Here is a 19,319-nt window from a genome sequence, read left to right as displayed (position 1 = left end):
TTAGAGAAAGTATATCATCACGATTATTACCTCTATTACCTTCTATCTGTTGAAACATATAATAGCCACAGATGTTTAACATTTTAAGTAAAATTCAAACTTATGAGGAGGTTAAAATTCTCTTTTATTACTCCCATGCCAATAGGGTTATCTATCATGTAATCTTTCAAAAAAGATTGCGAACCTGATTATTATAACTTTAGTGAGTTAATAAAAAAGCAATATGGATATGTTGGAAGTCTAGTCTTTTTGGAATCATTGTATTTTATATGAAACTGACTAGACAAAGTACAATACTATTTAATCTTTGAAACAACAACAATAAAACATCATGACCTTAGTTGTTGATGCCACGACAATTGGTTAACAAAGTCTGATTTTTACTGTGCTCTTATCCATATTGCCACACCTCCTGAAGCTTTTAGAGGCAGTTTTATCTTTGATTTACTGTTCAGTTTTTTCTGTTTCAACGACACTTGCGTCCGGGTGTTAATGGATTCATCATCCTGATAAAAGGTGGCCATGTACTTTTCACCTTCGTCAAGGAAATCGAAATTCAATTCGATCTCGCGGGCGTCATTGTTCGTAATGCCACCGATAAACCACTCGTCACTGGAGCGTCTGGCTATGACGATGTATTCGCCTATTCGGCCATCCAGCACTTTAGTATCGTCCCATATTGTGGGTACCTTTTCAAAAAATTCAATCTCAGATTCACCTTGGTAATCGGAAGCTTTGTCGTACCAAAACAAGGTTTGCAGTGGACTATACATAATTATGGAAAGGGCCAGTTGGTGTGCATGCGTGGTTTTGATGCGAGGTGTGTAGTAGCATATGGTATAGTCTCCCATACCTGCAATACCTCTGGTAAATGGCAATATGGTGTTATGTGTTGCATCTGGCATTTCTTCATTGCCACGAATACCTTCTACAGTCATGATGTTCGGCCAGGTACGCTGTTCCCCGGTGAGTCGAAATTCATCATGAATATTGACCATAAGTTGGTTATCAGCTGCCCACTGCACCGATTCGTGCAACCACTTCGTCCAGCGATGTGAACCCACCTGAACAAATCCATATTTCACACCCGCTACGCCCCATTTCTTGTATAGTGGAAATAGCTCAACATCCTGTTTAGCCAAGGCTTGCTGATTGACATATAAGAATGTGCCAATTCCTTTCTCATTTCCATACGCAATCAATTCTTTCAACCGTAAATTAATCCGCTCCTCTTTGGCATCCGTTTCCCATCCAAAATGTTCGCCATACCAACAGCAGTCGATTAATAAATACTGAAGATTATGTTCAGCAGCAAAGTCTATCCATTCTTTAGAACCTTTGTCCGTGAGGGACTTATCTCGAACAATTTTACCAGGTTTAATCCATGAATCTCCGTTAATTTTCGAGGGCACATTCAGGTTTAGTAAAATATCATTATTCTCAATCAATTCACCAGGAGTCTCTGCCGCCATAATTACTCGCCACGGTGTGTTGAAGTATGGTACTTTGTCTACAGATTCATAAAGTACTGTTTTTACGGTATTGGGTTTATTTCTAGCCAGTTCAAATTTGGTTCTGACAAAATCTACCATGGCAGCTTCTGTGAGGCAGGCATACAGGCCGTTTTCAAGTTCCAAAGTCAAAGGTCTTTCACTTTCGGTCAGCCAATTAGACAAAGACATTTTGGTAAATGGTCCTTGTGCCCAGGGTTCAAACCAGGCTTGTGTACCTTCAGGGAAAGTAAATTCGGTGTTCTCTTCAGTAATCCGGTAATAAATACCTGTTGGGTTGGTATGGAAATAATACCGAATGGCTATGCCTTCGTTGTATGCCCGGATCTGAATATCCATTTTGTAGTTAGCACTGGCCTTTTGTTCAAAAGTTAGTATCAGCTCATTGTACTTTTCTTGTATAACCGAGCGTTCACCATAAACAGGCATCCAGCTGGAATCAACCGAGTTTGTTTTTGTTTCTTTCAACACCAGTCCATCCATCCACGATACTTCTGGCTTTTCTTTAATAGCAAATGCCCATTCGGACAGGTGATTATCGAGGGAAATGGACAATTGGGAAGGTTTTATTAGAGATTTACTCCTATAATCTACACTGTACTTAATTTCTCCAGTATTGTTTCTTGTAATTGTAAACTTATAGTTTCCGTCTGGAGACATCAACAGTTTATGCCAATCTTCAGCCTGAACCTGATTGAAAACAAACAGGGTCAATATCATTAAAATGGACTTGTTTAATCTAGTAACCATTATCATCATATTGAATTTAAATACTACTATAACACGTTTATATTTATTTGTTTTTGTCGGCCATATACAACATCTTAATAATCATTCCCTCGGACAACAAAACCTTACTATGGATGGTTTACATACATTAATTTACTTTGTCCCCTTTTATTTTCTTACTCATTTATTTATCATTACTTCTTGTAATTCTTCCAACGTTTTCCCTTTGGTTTCTGGCATCATAAAAACAACAAACAACAACTGAAACACCATCATAAAAGCAAAAAAGGCAAATACAGCTCCTGCACCTATCACAGTGAATAAGACTGGAACCAATGACGGAACCACTGCTGCTAAAACCCAGTGTACTGAACACCCAAAAGACTGTCCAAACCCTCTTAAATGATTTGGGAAAATTTCTGAAATAAACACCCATATTACAGCGCCCTGCCCAATGGCATGGGCAGCTATAAAAGCAAACAAAAACAAGGGCATATAACGGCCTTCCCAATTAAAAATAAAAGCCAAAGAAACTAATGACAAAGAAACTATATAACCTATAGAACCTATATACATTAATTGTTTCCTACCCAATTTATCAATCAAATAAATCCCCAACAATGTAAAAATCATATTGGTTACACCTACCCCAATACTGCTTAATAAGGCAGAACTCTCAGCTAGCCCTGCTTCGGTTAAAATTCTAGGAGCATAATATAGTAAGGCATTGATGCCTGATAATTGATTGAAGAAAGAAATTAAGAACGCTAAAACAACAGGGAATCTATATTTTTTAAGAAAAATATTTTCATTCGGTACCGTAGTATCCATTTCTTCCTTAATTTCAGAAATTAAATCTTCAGGGTTTACATCTGGGTTAATTGTTTGTAATACTATTTTAGCTTCTTCGGTTCTAAATTTGGTCAATAACCATCGTGGGCTTTTGGGTAAGACAAATACTAATAGTGTATAAATAGCTGCTGGTATTGCTTCTATTCCTACCATCCAACGCCAATCGTTATCCCCTATTCCGCTTAACAAATAGTTAGAGCCAAAAGCTACCAATATACCGAAAACGATATTAAATTGATATAGCCCAACCAATTTTCCTCTATCTTTTGCGGGGGCAATTTCAGAAATATAGGCTGGTGCGGCTATGGTGGATGCTCCTACTCCTAAGCCTCCAATAAACCTAAATATGGCAAAAGTAATGGGATCGTTAGCCAATCCTGATCCTATTGCTGAAATTGTATATAAAACACCTATCCATATTAACGTATTTCTCCTTCCTAACCTGTTTGTAGGTATGCCTCCTAAAATAGCGCCTACAACAGTTCCCCACAAGGCCATGCCAATAACCACAGTACCATGAAAAATATCACTGGTGTTCCATAAAAGCTGTAACTTTTTTTCGGCTCCCGAAATTACTACGGTATCAAATCCAAAAAGAAATCCAGCCAATGCTGCAACAATAGACCATATTAAAATTTTATTATTCATCTAGTTCATTTGTTTTTAAACTTTTTATTCAGTTTTTAATGCTATTGAATTCAGGGGCTTACCTGCTTTCATTTTTTTCAATCTTAATAAGGCTTCCACATAATAATAATCTGCATATATTATGGAATAATCAATTTCAGAACCTGCTGGTTTATGCCCTGTTGAATGCAATAAATTAGCAGTGTTCATATTTCTACTTTGATAGTTCATGGAGAGTTCAGCAAGCATTTGTTCAGCCTTATCGACATACTTTTTTGCCAATGTTTCATCCTTAGTATAAGTGGACAATTCTATAAGTGCGGAAGCTACGATGACAGCAGCCGATGCATCCTTAGGCTCATTTGGTATTCCTGGCGCGTCAAAATCCCAATATGGAATTAAATCTTTTGGCAAACGATCCAAATACACCTTGGTTACCTTATGCACAAAATCTAAAAATTTTGGGTCTCTGGTTTCCCTATACACCATGGTATAGCCATAAATGGCCCAGGCTTGCCCTCTTGCCCACATACTTTCATCATTGTACCCTTGATGGGTAACTCCTTTTATTTTCTTCCCGGTATCTTTATCGTATATCACAACATGGTAAGACGTATAATCAGGCCTAAAATGGTTTTTCATGGTTACCTCTGCATGGCTAACAGCTTTATTGTACAACGATATATTACCTCCGTTTTTAGACGCCCAAAACAACAATTCCAAATTAATCATGTTATCCATAATCGTATTGTGCTGCGGCCACTCCATATTAGGCACCTCTCTTGGCCACGACAAAATGGTTCCCACTTTAGGATTAAAAAGTGTAGCAAGTGTGTCCGCCGTTTTAAGAATAACGTCTTTATATTCTGGGTTTTCAGTTAACCTATACCCATTACCAAAACTATTAAACACCTGAAATCCAAGATCATGATCTAAAGCAGGCGTCACCGAAAGTGGTGTTAAATATCTTGTAAATTTATCTGCAAATGTCTTTAACTTTTTATCTCCCGCAAATTCATACAAATACCAAAGTTCCCCAGGCCAAAACCCACTCGTCCAATCTTTATATTCCACCAATCGCCAAGCACTACTATTAGTGGCTACATTTCTGGGAATCATTTGATCTTTAAAGTTTAAAGCTATTGTTTTTTCACTTTGGGTTACACAATAATCCAATTGTTTATCTACATCAAAATTTAAGTTAGATTCATTTCTTTCTTTAGAACCCATACAACCAATTAACAGGAATAATGCCATAAAAATTAACCCTGGAACTTGTAATTTAGCACCCATACTTATTCGCTCTCTATATATATTCATACTCTTACCTTGCATACTTTTATCTTGAAATCTTTTTTAATCTTTTATAAAACCATCATTTTAATAACAGATAATAATGACAGTCATTTTTTAGTTTATTACTTATTTCAATATGAAACAGCGTGGGTCAATATTAGAAAGAATAAAGATTTTGTTCTATAAATTATAATCCAAACCGTATAAATTATAATTACTATTCATTCTTATTTCATGAAAAATGCTTTACAATAAGGATATTTTGGATGTGTATTGATTTAACGATTTACTTCACCTCGTTAAATTGATTACAAATAGATTGTGGTCTATAATAACAATCTGAAATTGCTGTTTTTGGACTTGGGAGTTATAAGTCATTTAAAAAAAATTATTGAAAGAGACTACCTCGATAAAGCATAGAAGGATTTCGTCTGTTTTATGTTTGACCTCAGATTCCGAAAACCAAAATTTTACACTTTACCTCACTCAGGACTGCCAAAAAAAATAGTTTTGCCTCTCAAGTTAGGCACTGCAAAGCAAACTCTGAAGCAGAGCTATCGGGGAATTTAGATAAAAAAAAATAGCTTGGGTCATCGCCAAGCTATTTTTTAAAGTTACACAGTTTATTGAAATTCTGCCTTATTTTAATGCCCTGTATAGCACCAAATGGTTGTATTACAGGTTATTTTTCTTTAAATGAGCTTATTATTTTTCAACTTTAAACCAATCAAAATCGGCATAGCCGCCCATTCTAACGTTTTTTTCACTCACACAAAAAACACCCATTTTGGCGCTAATCCATAAATCTTTTTCTGCGATAAAACCAGTTCCTATTTCTTTAAATATTTTGCCATCTTCACTGTAGCTGAATACACAATTTGCGTTGGGAGCAGACACTTTCATCCTTAAAAAAACAGTATTTGATTTTAATTCCTTTTCGTCTATAATTTTTTCTTCAAGACCTTCTATGGCTTTATTGCAAATAACTTGCTGTACCCAGTACTTTTCATCGTGATAGGCTATTCCTATATATGCATAAGACTGTCCCATCATAATCAAACCCGCTATCTTTCCTGGTGTATTCCATTCTGTGGTTAAAGTAACTTTTGTAGTGGTTTTAAAATTAGGTGCAGGCAATTTTTGCAACAATAAGTTGGGTACATTCCATAAATTTGGTTCTTCTTTTTTACTGATGGCAAATAGCCTTAAATAATCGGTTCCCGGAATCTGCGCACTCCATTTCACAGATGCGTTTGCATACCATTGCCATTGTAAACCTGGTTTTCCATTATCAAACTCATCATCTTCTTTTGGTGATGTTATCGGCATTCCCTGTACAGGCTTTTCATAAGCAAGTATGGGTTCTCCAACACCATTTCCATCCAAATCTTCACCCACCACGGGCCAATTGTTTTTCCAACTCATAGGTTCCAGCCAAAGGACTCTTCCATAAACGGCTTGATCTTGAAAATGCACAAACCAAGATGTTCCATATGCTGATGTTACCCAAGCTCCTTGGTGTGGACCGTTAATAGCTGTAGAGCCTTGTTCTAATACAATTTTTTCTTCGTAAGGTCCATAAATATTTTTAGAACGCAACGCCAATTGCCATCCCCTTTCTACGCCTCCTGCTGGAGCTAATATGTAATAATATGATCCTTTCTTGTAGAGTTTTGGCCCTTCAACTGTATGGTGTTTCCCGTGACCATCAAATACATTTTTACCATCGTCTAAAACCGTTGTTCCCTCGGCATTCATTGTACGCATGGTTAACATACTATTAATCCCTGCTCTACTTCCTGCCCAGGCATGTATTAAATAGGTGTTTTCCGCATCCCACAAAGGACAAGGATCAATAATTCCCTTTCCTTCTAAAACCAATATGGGTTTAGACCATTTTCCATAAACATCATTGGTTTTAATCATGTATACTCCAAAATCGGGATCTCCCCAATAGATATAAAACTCATTCTTATGATATCTTATACTTGGAGCCCACACCCCTTTGCTATGTTGAGGCTTGTTAAATACCTCTTCTGGAATTTGTTTCTCCAAAGCATAATTTACTATTTCCCAATTCACCAAATCCTTGGAATGTAGAATTGGTAAACCAGGTGTACAGTTAAAACTGCTCACCGTCATATAGAAATCCTCTCCAACTCGAATCACATCTGGATCTGAATAGTCTGCATATAAAACTGGATTTGTATAGGTGCCGTCTCCATTATCTGATTGCCAAACTTTAGAAATGTAATTTTGTGCAAAAAGAGAAGGCACAAACATAATACACATTAGAAAACAACTTCTTTTCATATGTAAATATTTATTGTTTTTTTAATGGTCATATGGTATCGCTTTATTTTCATTGGTGTTTAGGTTTCCAAATCATGACGATTTCGTTAAATAAACAAGGTGTGTTTTTAAATTCATTTTTATTCTACGACTGATATTTTTAACGGATTCCCTACTATCTTAACTTGTCTTTCTAACAGTTTATCCCAATCTTCCAACGTAGTAACCTGTCCACTTTTGGTCCAAGCAAAACCCGCATAATAAGTAAGTACTTTTTGTGGTTTTGCAACCAATAGTACCTGACTTTGATCTGGTGTTTTCGACTGATATTCGAATGCTTTTTGAACTTTGTTTGGTTCTATTATAATGCCTTCACCTACATAAGCATCATTTATAGGCTCCCAATGCCTAAACCAACCTTCTTGCTGATTCAATTTAACTTCCCCTTTTCCATCGTGTAATGTTATCCCAATGGTATAATTTGGAACTTCTTTTTCTGCATTTAATTTTATTTCAAATTTTGAAAAGTTACTACTTAAGTCTAAAGAAATTCTTTTGGTTTCTTTCACATTATAATCACTCCAAGGCGCATAGTCCAATTCAAAAATAGTTCTTAAAGGTCCTGTGGCTAGGGTTCTACAAGCGATAAAGTTTTTAGACACGTATAAACTATCGTTTTCCCAAATACCAAGACCTCCAGTGCCTCTACTTTTCCCCACGTGATAAGGGTCGTAACCTTCTCCATGATCAATATGATAATACCCTTCGGTTTCTAGATTTTTTGCATACCATTTATCTATAATAGAATATTCTACACGTTTTAACCAAAGATCTATTCCACTGGATAATGTGCCTCCGTATTTATTTTCTTCTATTCGACGTTGCGCTTCCGGTCCGTAGGTTCTAAAAGCAACTTTATCATTTTCCCATGTATAATCATCCGTTCTTTCTGGAACTAGTCTAGAAAAAGTAATTGCTTTTGTTTCTTTAACAGGATTCATGCTATCAACCAGCACCACATATTTTGCTGAAGAATTTGCAGCTACTTCTACCTGAAAAAGCAAGGCATCGGTAACCCCATCACTATCGCTATCCATCCATTGAGTAATTAAATAGTCTTGTGAACCTTGTTTTTTTACCCTGATATTTTCTTGATCTGTACTTTTTAATAATCCAGAAAACTTTTCATAGGGAATCTCCACGACTTCATTTCGAGAAAAGTTCTGATTGTTTTCAACTTGAATCGTTAGTTCTTGGTTCGTGATTTGGCTTTTGTAAGAAACGAGCAGACCAATTATTAATAACAATACTGTTATTTTTATATAGTTGTGCATATTTCTTTATTTTTTAAATATCACTTTGGTTGCGAAATCTCCAATCTTGATATTGCCTTCTTTTGGATTAGTAACCAACTCTCCATTAATCCTTAAATTTTCAATAGTAATCCCTTCAACGTTACGTTCTGAATTGTAGCCTCTTATAATGGATGGATTTACATAAGGACCATTGTATGAGATATTCTTCATAGTAATATTCTCTATTTTTCGTCCTGAAGCTGCACTATATTTTTCACTGAAACAGACCTCAAAATTAAAAATGCGCCCTTCTTGAATGCTTTCTATCCTAATATCTGTATAACTTATGTTTCTCGCCGTATTGTTATCGCTTACACATATAGCCATACACCCTTCGGCAACTACGTCATCTTCATCGTGTTCCAAAATATCGATATTTGAAAATTTAATGTTCTCAATGATATTTCCACCATGCTCAGCATCACCATGTATACCTATGTTTGTAGGATGTGCTATATCTGCCCAAAGAATCGAGTTTTTAATGTTATAGTTGCGTGCGTCTCCATAAAAGTCCCATCGGTGTCCATAAATAGCAATGCAATCGTCTGAATTTCGCATAAAAACATCATCAATTTCCACATTGGAACAGGACATTAAATCTATTCCGTCACTCCAACCCTCACTACTAAAGGATTTAATATTCTTAATGGTCAAGTCGGTTGATTCACCTCCATATATAGTATAATGTTTAGGGTTGATAAAAATCAATCCATCTACCGTTACATTTTTTGAATGGCGAATTTCCACACCACGCTCTGGCTGAAGCACAATACCTCTTCCTAAAATTTTAACATCATGGGCTTTATCTACCAAAAATTTTGCTTTAACAATAGCGCCGCCATCAACATATACCGTTTTCCCAGAAGGTATATTAAAAACATCTCCTGGAAGATCTCCTGGTTGGTGTGCCCCTGGCCCAAAATAAATAACGTTAGGGTCATTTAAATCTGGTTTATTTCTGTCAATAGCATTTGCAAAAATGTGTAGATTGTGTAACCTATCACCGTTTACTTCCAAAGAAAGCTTCATTGGCTTATCCAAAGAAAATAGCATGGTGTTTTCTTTTACATCGGGAACAATATTTTTGGCCAATGGCCTAATTTTTACTTGATCAAGACTACCATTATTCTTTTTGACCATAATCTCTACTTTGCCTTCAAAATCAAAATACACCATAGATGCTTTTGATTTTGTGTCCATATCTACCTCTACCCGATATTCATATAAATCCTTCCAGTCGCCTTCAGGTACCCTTACCAATACCGTAAAATCATCATTATGTATGGTGTATTTATACTGTCTGGGGATTTCGTAGGTAATTAACTCTTGGGATATTCCTTTACCTACTGTTAATAAAAGCATTATCAATGCTATTCTTAGTTTCATCTGTTCTTATTTATTGGTTTTTAATTGTCAGATGGGACACCTTAACAATCTTCCTCGTGTGTATACTATTCGTATGTGGGGAGTTCCATATATAAATATATATTGTTTTTTATTTGTTATATGGAACTCCCCTTTTAATCATCTTCTTTTTTTTTGCCGTAATATCAGTTATTCAAAAAATCACTTACGCCACCCTGTGGTTTTACTTTTAATATAGCCTCCTCCGAATCAAAATTTAAACTATCGATAGCCAATTCACGTAAAATGGCATCTTTGTTATCTTTAATTCTATGATATAAAATATAATCTTGATTATTTTCTTTAAAAACAGTGTGGTGTCCTGGCCCTAAGGTCGTAGAGTCTTTACTTGTTGATAGTATCGGACTATTTTTTCCTTCTTTCCAAGGGCCGTAAGGTGTATCTCCTACCGAATACCTAACTTTATAGGTGCTATTGGTACACTTCCCGTCTGAGTACATTAAATAATACTTATTGTTCTTTTTTAACATAAATGGCGCTTCAAAGAAATTAGGCGGTGTCACATCTTTAATTTTGGATTCATCATAAGAAACCATATCGTCATTTAATTCAACTACAAAGCAATGCCCGTTAACCCAGTTTAGACCAGAACCCCAATAGAGGTATGCTTTACCATCGTCATCTATAAATGCTTCCGCATCTATCATGTGGTATTCTGGAAACATATCACCTTTAATAAAAGGCGTATTGTCTTCCTTTGCATTTTTCCAAGGCCCTAATGGTTTTTCACTAACGCCTGCCCAAACTTCGCTGCCTACAGAAACATACATATAAAATTTTCCATCTTTACCCTTAATAACACATGGAGCCCAAACCATGTTCTCTTTTGATGTTGAACTTGTACAGGCTTCTTTTGTAGGCCAATTAATATGCTTTTGTTCCCAATTAATGAAATCTGAAGATTCAAAAACAGCCAATTCATCACCTCCCCAAGGATCTATAGTTGCATATATATAATACTTACCTTCGTGTTTAACTATGGTTGGATCTGCAAAAGTACCTTTAATTATTGGATTGTTTATTTTAGCTATTTCAGCATGTATGCTCTTACTTTTTTCAGTTTTATTCTTTTGTTTGCAACTAAAAACTGTTAATAAAAAAATTGACATACTTAAAAATTGTAATACTCTAATTGATTTCATATAGGTTCTATTTTTATTCAAAATAATTTATTTTAATGGTTTGAAAAGTTAAGGGAGGAAGTTTAAATACTATCGATTTGTTTTTTTTGTTATACATACCTTGATATATATTTCCTGTAGGATTAGTTATTGTGCCCTTTTTAATTTTATCCTGAACACGAACAGTTAATTCAATTGGAGATTCTGTGGTAATATATAATTTTTTATTTTCTTGTTTTAGAGCTACCGAGGAATTACCTGATTTTACATTGATAGTATAGACCGTATTTCCTATGATTTTTCCATTAGCAAGGAATACACTAAAGTCGTCTCCTTTGGTACTGGCAACGGCATAAGTTCCTTTCATAAAAAATCCATTTTTGTCTAATTCCATATCTGATGATGTATTAGAAAAAATCACGTCTTCTTTACCTCTTTTTTGTTTTACAACAATACCTACCGATCCATTTTCACCGAAATAATCTACCGATTCAATATCACTATTACTGTCTAAAGCAGGTTCGTAAATAGCTACAAACGGACGAGTCCAAGCCTCCCCTTTTTGCTTTACTACTAAGGTTGGAATAGGAGCTTCATTAAGTTCTTTTGGTATAGGACCATGACGAAAAGCAGTTGACTTAGGGGACATAACAGAAAAAACCTCACGATGTTCGTCTCCTTTAAACCATACATTCATGTTAACCTCTTTATCCTTTAATTGTAAAGAAAACTGTCCTTTAAAATCCTCATTCGTTTTGATGGATTTTTTATGCCACATATAATCATACGCCATTAAATCGCCATCTCCAAAAGCTAATTTACTGGTAGGGTAAAGTTTTAACCCATCACCGTTTGGGGTTGCTAAATTAAGTTTCTGACCTAAATTGTGATAAAAATATTCGTGTTTTACATCCTTACCCTCCTGTTGTTTAGAGCGAAAAATATCTATATAATAGCCTCCTGTATCATTTTTAACAATCCCCATAACCCTTCGTTGCTGACTTTGGGTTTCTGGTTCTAGAAATTCTACATCTGAAAACGTATAACCGTTTATGTTCCCTTTTTTACTTTGACTTTTTGGATACATTCCTAAAACCTTAAAAGCGTGATTGCTTTTCATTTCAGGATACTTAGATTTCCCATTTACAATGACTGTATTGTGGGCAGGAAACTGCGTGTAATATTCTGCATAGTCTATCGAGAAATAACCGGACCCATTACCCATCTCTGGGGCTAATGGTAATCCTTTACCGTATAATTCCATAGCAATACCATTAGAATGCATGTGGTTTCCGAAAGAACCTATCTGACTAATCATTAAAGCATCATTTTCATCTTCTCCCTGACGTTGCACCAACCAGCTTGTTTTAGGCGCATAAAATAAAGGCGAAGTAAAATCTGATAGTTTTCCTGCTTTGATATCTTCTTTAACATTCAAAGCTTCATGCAAAAATAAATCAGCTATAGTTTCACCTACAAATTTATCATTAAACTCATGCTCTTCATCAATAGTTTTAAGCATTTTAGTAAAGTAAACCTCATCTTCTGGCTTATTATATTTTTGAGCGTTTTCTATTAAATATTTAATAGGTTCAACCCTTAAGTGACTATAATGTCCGTCACCAAAAGCTACTTTGAATTTATTGGGATATAAATATTCTGGGGCTGCTATTACCGCTTGTCTTAAAACAGGCATTTCTTTAATCAAATCTATATTAAAATTACGATCATAAAATTCAGCAAAATGCATAAAATCATTTAGGACGTTCATAGAATATACAGGGCTTTCATTCCAAATGCCTGTATTATAATCATACCCATAATCCATTAGTTTTTTCATGGACCATTGGCGCGTAGAAGTATGGTTCATAATTTGGTCTAAATAATAAGTGCCTCCTTTACCATTTTTATAATGGTCGTTATTTTCCAAAACCAATGCTATATTTGATATATGAGCAGCCTGTAATAGGTTCCAATTGTTAAAACTCACGCCATTTTTAATGATTAAATCTGCCCATTTTTGCAAGGTAGCATCATAAATTTTTAAATTGCCCGGATGGTTATTATTAATGTAATTATGTAAAAAATCATAACACTGTGTCACTTCATTCAATACGTGTTCTTGAATCACTTCAAACTGAGTATAACTTACCAAAGTTTGATGATGACCGTGACTTAAGTCGATGGGTTCATTTAAATAATACACCCCTTTTAAATAAGTATCCAATATATTATATGCTAAATCTGCATATCTTTCATCTTCTTGATACCAATATAAAAAAGCGGCATCTCTAGCAATACTTAAAATTTCACGATTAATAGATGCAGTAATTCCACTAGTTTCAGAAATGGCAGCCCACTCCCATACCTCAGTTGTTCTATTTTGTAAATATAAACCTCTTTGATCATCCATAAAAGGTTTAACATCTTCTAACTTTGGTTTATTATACTCAGATGGCGTTCCACGTCCTCCAATAAATTTAACCGTGGGTACAGGTGCTTCACCATCTGCATAACTGTACTTGCCTCCATTGATATAGACTTGAGTGGATTTGGCTTTCCAATACATTTGTAACCGAGAACGCAACCAATCAGCATTATCCCTACATTTTTCAAGTATGGGATGTAATCTTTCTTTTGTCTTTTCTATTATTGCTTTTGCCCATTTCTTTTTTTCAACAAGAAATTCCAACTCTTCCTGAGTTTCTGAGCGGGTTAAAATTCTAGGGTGACTTATTCCCATAGATTGTGGGATGGAAAAATCCTGGGCATACGTTTTCAGTCCTTTAAATGTAAATAATATAATTATAACAACAAAAAAGCTCTTCATCTACATTAAATTATTCTCGTTTTTAAAACAACGGTCACCAAATTAATCTGGCAACCATTGTAAACAACTAACTCAAAAAAACTACTAAACAATACTTCTCAATTTCATTAGATAGATCCGCCTAGCAAACCCTTATGAACTAATTTTTATTTATTTACCCTTTTGGGTATATGGCGCAAAAAACTTTTTGGAATCGTGTAATCATCGTAAAAGCCATTTTATTTTTCGTTTAAATGTATTGCACCACACCAAACGTTACTTTTTTATGTCTAGCAAAAGGTGCCTTATCTGTATAAATTTTATCCCATTTTTCGGTTAAAAACAAAAGTTAAAATGAGTTCAAAACTAAAATCTAAGTTCGTTAGCAATTTTAAAAAATTGCACAGCGAAAGCTTATAAATTATAATTAAATATTGATAACTTATAGCCCATTTCAACCCAAAACCGCAATTAAATAACAATTAAATGCTACTCATAGCTAATCTTTAAGTTTTTTCTCTAAATATTCTGTTGGTGTTAAGCCAAATAATTCGCGAAAAGTTTTACTAAAATATGCTGTTGAATTAAAGCCAGTCATATGGGTAATCTCTTTTATTGAAAATTCATTTTTAAGCAATAATTCTGATGCATGTTTTAACCGAATTGTTCTAATAAAATTGCTAGGATTTTGGCCTGTTATAGAATTTATCTTTCTGTAAAATTGAGACCTACCTGTACCTATTTCATTTAACAAATTGTCTAATTTATAATCCGGATCAGATATATTGTCCATAATGGCTTTAGTCGCTTTATCCAAAAAGGCCTCATCTAAGCTATTGGATGTTATTTCACTTGATGGAACAACACCTCCAATGGAAGCGAACCTATCTCTTAATCTTTTTTTGGCTTCTAATAAATTTTTGACTCTTGCCCTTAAAATGTTTATATTAAAAGGTTTTGGTAAATATTCATCGGCTCCGGTATTATAGCCTTCTATTCGATCTTCCTCCAGACTTCTAGCTGTTAATAAAATAATAGGAATATGGCAAATTTCAATTTCAGTTTTAACTAAACGGCATAATTCAAATCCATCCATTTTTGGCATCATAACGTCGCTTATTACCAAATCGGGATGGTACTTTTTTATCTTCTCCAATCCATCAACGCCATTTACTGCTTCCATTATTTTAAATGAATTACCAAACTCGTAAACCAAATGTTTTCTTAATTCCTTATTATCTTCTACAACTAATATGACTTGCTTTTTCTTTCCTCCGGAATTAGAATCTGTGTTTTGAATTCGTTCATCAATACTTTCGGCATAAGCCTCAATTTCATATTCGGCAGACTGCACACTGGTTAAATCAAATTCATTAATATATTTATTTGCGCCATCTATTGATTCGCTATGTTCATTTTTAAGATTTAATGGTAGTAAAACAGTAAAAACAGTGCCCTCTTCATGCTTACTTTCAACAAAAATTTCGCCGCCATGTATTTTTACAAGCCCTTGGGTAATATTCAAACCAATTCCCATACCTGTTTTGGTGTTTCCTGCATTTACAAACCTTCCAAAAACATCTTTGAGTTGTTCTTTTTTAAAACCTATACCCGTATCTTTAATCTCTATTTGAACAAATTCTTCAGATATTTTTTTATTTAAAATTTTTGAAAACAAATGTTTTTTTGATGCGTTTGGTTTGGAAATTAAAAGCTTAACCGAACCTCCTTCATTAGTATATTTTAAAGCATTTGAAATTAAGTTGGTAATTATTTTTTCAACTTTGTCAGGGTCAAAATTTACCGGTAATTCTTTAAAGGAACTTTTAAACTTATATTTTATTCCTTTTGTTTTGGCCAAACCTTCAAACAATTTATACACATCTTCACTAAATTTAACTAGATCTCCATGAACCAATTTAAGAGGAACTTTACCCAAATCCAGTTTTCTAAAATCCAATAATTGATTGACTAAATAATACAATCTTCTTGCGCTTCTTTGAAGTGTATAAGCAGATGATTTAACAATTTCAGGGTTATTAAATGACGATATAATTTTATCTACAGGGTTTAAAATAAGCGTTAGTGGTGTTCGTAGTTCATGGGATACATTAATAAAGAACTGTAGCTTCATTTGATCCAGTTCATGTTCTTTCTCTTCTTTAACCATTTTAGTGTAATAATGCATACCAAACCTAAGAAGAACTATAAAAAACAACACGTAAAGCAAATATGCCCACCATGTTTTCCAAGGTGGAGGCAATACATGGATTTTAATATTAGAACTTTCTGCATTATCCCATTGGCCATCTATGGATGCCTTTACTTGAAACTCATACTCTCCGGGTGGAATGCTTGAATAATTTGCCAACCTGTTATCTCCTGCGTTGATAAAATCATTATGAATCCCTTTCATGCGATACCTATACTTAACGCGCCTTTGGTTTTCGTAGTGAAAAGCCACAAATTCAAAAGACAAATAACCTTCATCATATTTTAGCTCAACTGAATTGGTACTTGCAATGGATTCTTTTATAACGACTCTATTATCAAGCTTTTGTCCTGGTTTTATTATTTCATTAAATAATTTAAACCTTGTTATTATAGGTTTAAGGTTTTCTGGTCTTTCAATAATTTTATTTGGGTCAAATAAGTTAAATCCATTTATTCCTCCAGCAAGTATTCTACCGTCTTTTAATTTTTCAATGGATTTACTTTGAAACTCCATGCCCTGAACACCATCTTGTATATTGTAATTATAGAATTTATCTTCGTCAATATTAAATTTAGAAAGCCCTCCTTTTGTAGTAATCCATAAGTTATTCTGGTTACTTTCTGCGATTCCTAAAATGAGGTTATTTGGAAGGCCGTCTACGGTTGAATAGGATTTGACAAACTTAAGATTACTATCCAAATGATGCAATGCAATATCTGTTCCTATCCATATATTACCTAAATGATCCTCGGTAATATAATTGACCCTTGTACCTTGAATTAGTTTTTCTTTTAATTCAATAAAATCTATTTCATCGGGTATATAATCTGATATTTTATCTAACTCTACCACAGATAACCCTAACGATGTGCCTATTAAAAGACGATTTTTGGAATCTATAAATATGGAAAAAACCAGATTGCTTATTAAGTTGTTCTTTGCTCCCTGAATGCTTTTAAATTTATAAAACCTTTTTGTTTTATAATCGAATAGATTCAACCCTTCAGATTGTGTTCCTAACCATAATCTTTTTTCAGAATCCTCTACAGCACACCATACCGTATTTTGACCAATGGTATATGGATTATTGGATTCATATTTAAATTGTTCGGCTATTTCAGTAGTAGGGTTAAATTTATTAAGCCCTCCATCCCAGGTACACACCCAAATAGTTCCATCAAAACTTTCTACTAAATTTACTATTTTATTAGAACTTATTCCAGTTTTATTGGCATTTGCCTTAAAATGTTTAAATGAATTTGTCTTTTCATCAAATAGATTTAATCCCCCTCCATCTGTCCCAATCCAAATTCTTCCTTCATTATCTTGAAGTACGGCCTGAGCTATTTTTGCACTTAAACCTTTGGGATTGTCTGATTCATAAAAATAATGCCCGAAAGCCGACTTGGACAACACTAATTTACTTACACCTTTATTATATGTGGCAATCCAAAAAATACCATCCTTATCTTCCATTATATTGGAAGGTTGATTATTAGGAAGTGAAAAACTGTTTAAGGGACTATGGGATATATGCTGTAGCAATCCCTTTTTCTTATCATATAAATATATGCCATCACCATCAGTAGCAATCCAAATAACACCTTTTTTATCTTGATACATGTGAAAAATTGGAATGTTTACCTTTACTGGAGTTAGTTGAATAAACGCATTCTTACTTCTATCCCAAAAAACTAACATGGATAAATTGTTGCCAATCCAAAAATCGCCATCACTATCAACTAAAATACTTTTGGGAATATGGTTTAACTCGTAGGAATTTGGAATATCGATAAGCACCCTAGTAAATAAGTCTTTTTTAGGGTGGTACTTATTTAAATAATTTCCCTCTGTAACAGCCCAAATCTCACCTTCCTTGTCTTGAATAATTGCTGTAACATCGTTATTGTCTATGGTCTGGAGATTGTTATTAATATTGATGTAATGGGAAAAATTAATAGTATCACTATAAGGTGTAGATTGGTTCTTTAAATTTAACCTTACAACACCATTCTTTGTTGCCACCCATAATGTTTCACTAACTTCATCAAACAATAAATCGTTTATAATTTCTCCTTGGTCAACAAAATTTGTTGATCTATTATGCAATGAAATTCGACTAAATTTTTCTTGTTTTTTATCAAAAAAATTAAGTCCATTGCTTGTCCCTATCCATAAAAACCCATTGGAATCTTCAACAATAGAACTTATTCGATTGTTACTTATTGAAGTAGAATCATTTAAAATTGGTCTGTAGATTTCAAAACTATAACCATCGTACCTATTTAAACCATCAATAGTTCCAAACCACATAAAACCTTCACTATCTTGAAAAATCTCAGTGCTTGTACTACTGGATAGCCCTTCTGCTGTATCAAGGTTTTCAAATTTAAGATTTTGATATTGACAAAAAGACTTGGTTGAAGAAAATAATAAAAAAAATAAAAAAACAATACCTCTATTGTACCTACTAATCAACATTAAACTGAGAAACTTACACATAAAACTATTAGCCAAAAAATTAAAAACCATTCATACATAACTCCAATGTGTATGCTTTATTAAAAAGGCCTTACAAATTTATAATCCATTTTTAATCCTCTAAATGTATAAAAAATAAAGAAGGTAAAAGCAATTTGAATTCCCTAAAGCTTTAATATTCATTTTTTAATAAATTTTGTACTATAATTTATATAAAATAAATTTACTATTGGTTTTAACTACAAAACACTAGAAATGTTCAGTATAAAATAAAACTAAATTTGAATAGCAATTAACCAACTTGTACCGGTAAGAAGATGTATACTGGACTTGCAACAAAAAACTGGACAATAAGTTAAATGACTAAGCCACTAGTTTATGGTTATACATGTCTAATTCAAATTCTCTTATTGTTTTGTTCCCTAAAAAAGAATGTCTTCGTTTATTATTGTATCAAGTTTCTATCCACCCAAAGATCAATAACTCGGCTTCAGATCTTAACTTATAATGGAATAGCGGACGGAATAAAAACCGGATAATGGAAATCAAATATTCCTTTTTGAGATTTTTTTCAAAAAACAAATCTTAATTAAATTAAAAAAACAG

Annotated in this window: 9 protein-coding genes and 1 pseudogene; all 10 read right to left on the bottom strand. The window is 33.9% G+C overall.

Annotated elements, in window-relative coordinates:
* Positions 1-380 precede the first annotated feature (380 nt).
* Positions 381-2,231 carry a glycoside hydrolase family 97 N-terminal domain-containing protein gene (locus RHP49_13450; protein ID WNH11899.1) on the bottom strand — a complete coding sequence of 617 codons (1,851 nt, stop codon included), beginning with the start codon at positions 2,229-2,231 and terminating at the stop codon, positions 381-383.
* Positions 2,232-2,420: 189 nt separating this feature from the next.
* Positions 2,421-3,740 (bottom strand): sugar porter family MFS transporter, encoded by a 1,320-nt coding sequence (locus tag RHP49_13445; protein WNH11898.1) that lies wholly within the window; start codon positions 3,738-3,740, stop codon positions 2,421-2,423.
* Positions 3,741-3,764: 24 nt separating this feature from the next.
* Positions 3,765-5,039: a glycoside hydrolase family 88 protein gene (locus RHP49_13440; GenBank protein WNH11897.1), complete on the bottom strand. Its 1,275-nt coding sequence runs from the start codon at positions 5,037-5,039 to the stop codon at positions 3,765-3,767.
* Positions 5,040-5,720: 681 nt separating this feature from the next.
* Positions 5,721-7,328, bottom strand: a complete 1,608-nt coding sequence (locus RHP49_13435) for a glycoside hydrolase 43 family protein (protein ID WNH11896.1) — start codon at positions 7,326-7,328, stop codon at positions 5,721-5,723.
* A gap of 119 nt (positions 7,329-7,447) precedes the next feature.
* A complete protein-coding gene (locus RHP49_13430; protein ID WNH11895.1) occupies positions 7,448-8,641 on the bottom strand; it encodes a DUF4861 family protein in 1,194 nt (397 codons plus the stop codon).
* A 6-nt stretch (positions 8,642-8,647) separates the two neighbouring features.
* Positions 8,648-10,048, bottom strand: coding sequence for a glycosyl hydrolase family 28 protein (locus RHP49_13425; protein ID WNH11894.1), 1,401 nt, complete (start codon positions 10,046-10,048; stop codon positions 8,648-8,650).
* Between the two features lie 164 nt (positions 10,049-10,212).
* Positions 10,213-11,229, bottom strand: a complete 1,017-nt coding sequence (locus RHP49_13420) for a family 43 glycosylhydrolase (protein WNH11893.1) — start codon at positions 11,227-11,229, stop codon at positions 10,213-10,215.
* 13 nt (positions 11,230-11,242) lie between these two features.
* Positions 11,243-14,038 (bottom strand): hypothetical protein, encoded by a 2,796-nt coding sequence (locus RHP49_13415; protein ID WNH11892.1) that lies wholly within the window; start codon positions 14,036-14,038, stop codon positions 11,243-11,245.
* A 478-nt stretch (positions 14,039-14,516) separates the two neighbouring features.
* Positions 14,517-18,713, bottom strand: a complete 4,197-nt coding sequence (locus RHP49_13410; GenBank protein ID WNH11891.1) for a two-component regulator propeller domain-containing protein — start codon at positions 18,711-18,713, stop codon at positions 14,517-14,519.
* Between the two features lie 363 nt (positions 18,714-19,076).
* Positions 19,077-19,226, bottom strand: a pseudogene (locus RHP49_13405) (IS3 family transposase).
* Positions 19,227-19,319: the final 93 nt, after the last annotated feature.

It is taken from the genome of Flavobacteriaceae bacterium HL-DH10 (assembly GCA_031826515.1).
In the GTDB taxonomy this organism is placed as follows: Bacteria; Bacteroidota; Bacteroidia; order Flavobacteriales; family Flavobacteriaceae; genus Thalassobellus; species Thalassobellus suaedae.
The sequence above is the reverse complement of the archived record's forward strand: the minus strand, read 5'-3'. Positions and strand labels throughout refer to the sequence as shown.

Excerpts from the sequence above, each read along its gene's own strand:
- RHP49_13450 (WNH11899.1), bottom strand. The coding sequence starts at position 2,231 with ATGATATTGACCCTGTTTGTTTTCAATCAGGTTCAGGCTGAAGATTGG.
- RHP49_13445 (WNH11898.1), bottom strand. The coding sequence starts at position 3,740 with ATGAATAATAAAATTTTAATATGGTCTATTGTTGCAGCATTGGCTGGA.
- RHP49_13440 (WNH11897.1), bottom strand. The coding sequence starts at position 5,039 with ATGAATATATATAGAGAGCGAATAAGTATGGGTGCTAAATTACAAGTT.
- RHP49_13435 (WNH11896.1), bottom strand. The coding sequence starts at position 7,328 with ATGAAAAGAAGTTGTTTTCTAATGTGTATTATGTTTGTGCCTTCTCTT.
- RHP49_13430 (WNH11895.1), bottom strand. The coding sequence starts at position 8,641 with ATGCACAACTATATAAAAATAACAGTATTGTTATTAATAATTGGTCTG.
- RHP49_13425 (WNH11894.1), bottom strand. The coding sequence starts at position 10,048 with ATGAAACTAAGAATAGCATTGATAATGCTTTTATTAACAGTAGGTAAA.
- RHP49_13420 (WNH11893.1), bottom strand. The coding sequence starts at position 11,229 with ATGAAATCAATTAGAGTATTACAATTTTTAAGTATGTCAATTTTTTTA.
- RHP49_13415 (WNH11892.1), bottom strand. The coding sequence starts at position 14,038 with ATGAAGAGCTTTTTTGTTGTTATAATTATATTATTTACATTTAAAGGA.
- RHP49_13410 (WNH11891.1), bottom strand. The coding sequence starts at position 18,713 with ATGTTGATTAGTAGGTACAATAGAGGTATTGTTTTTTTATTTTTTTTA.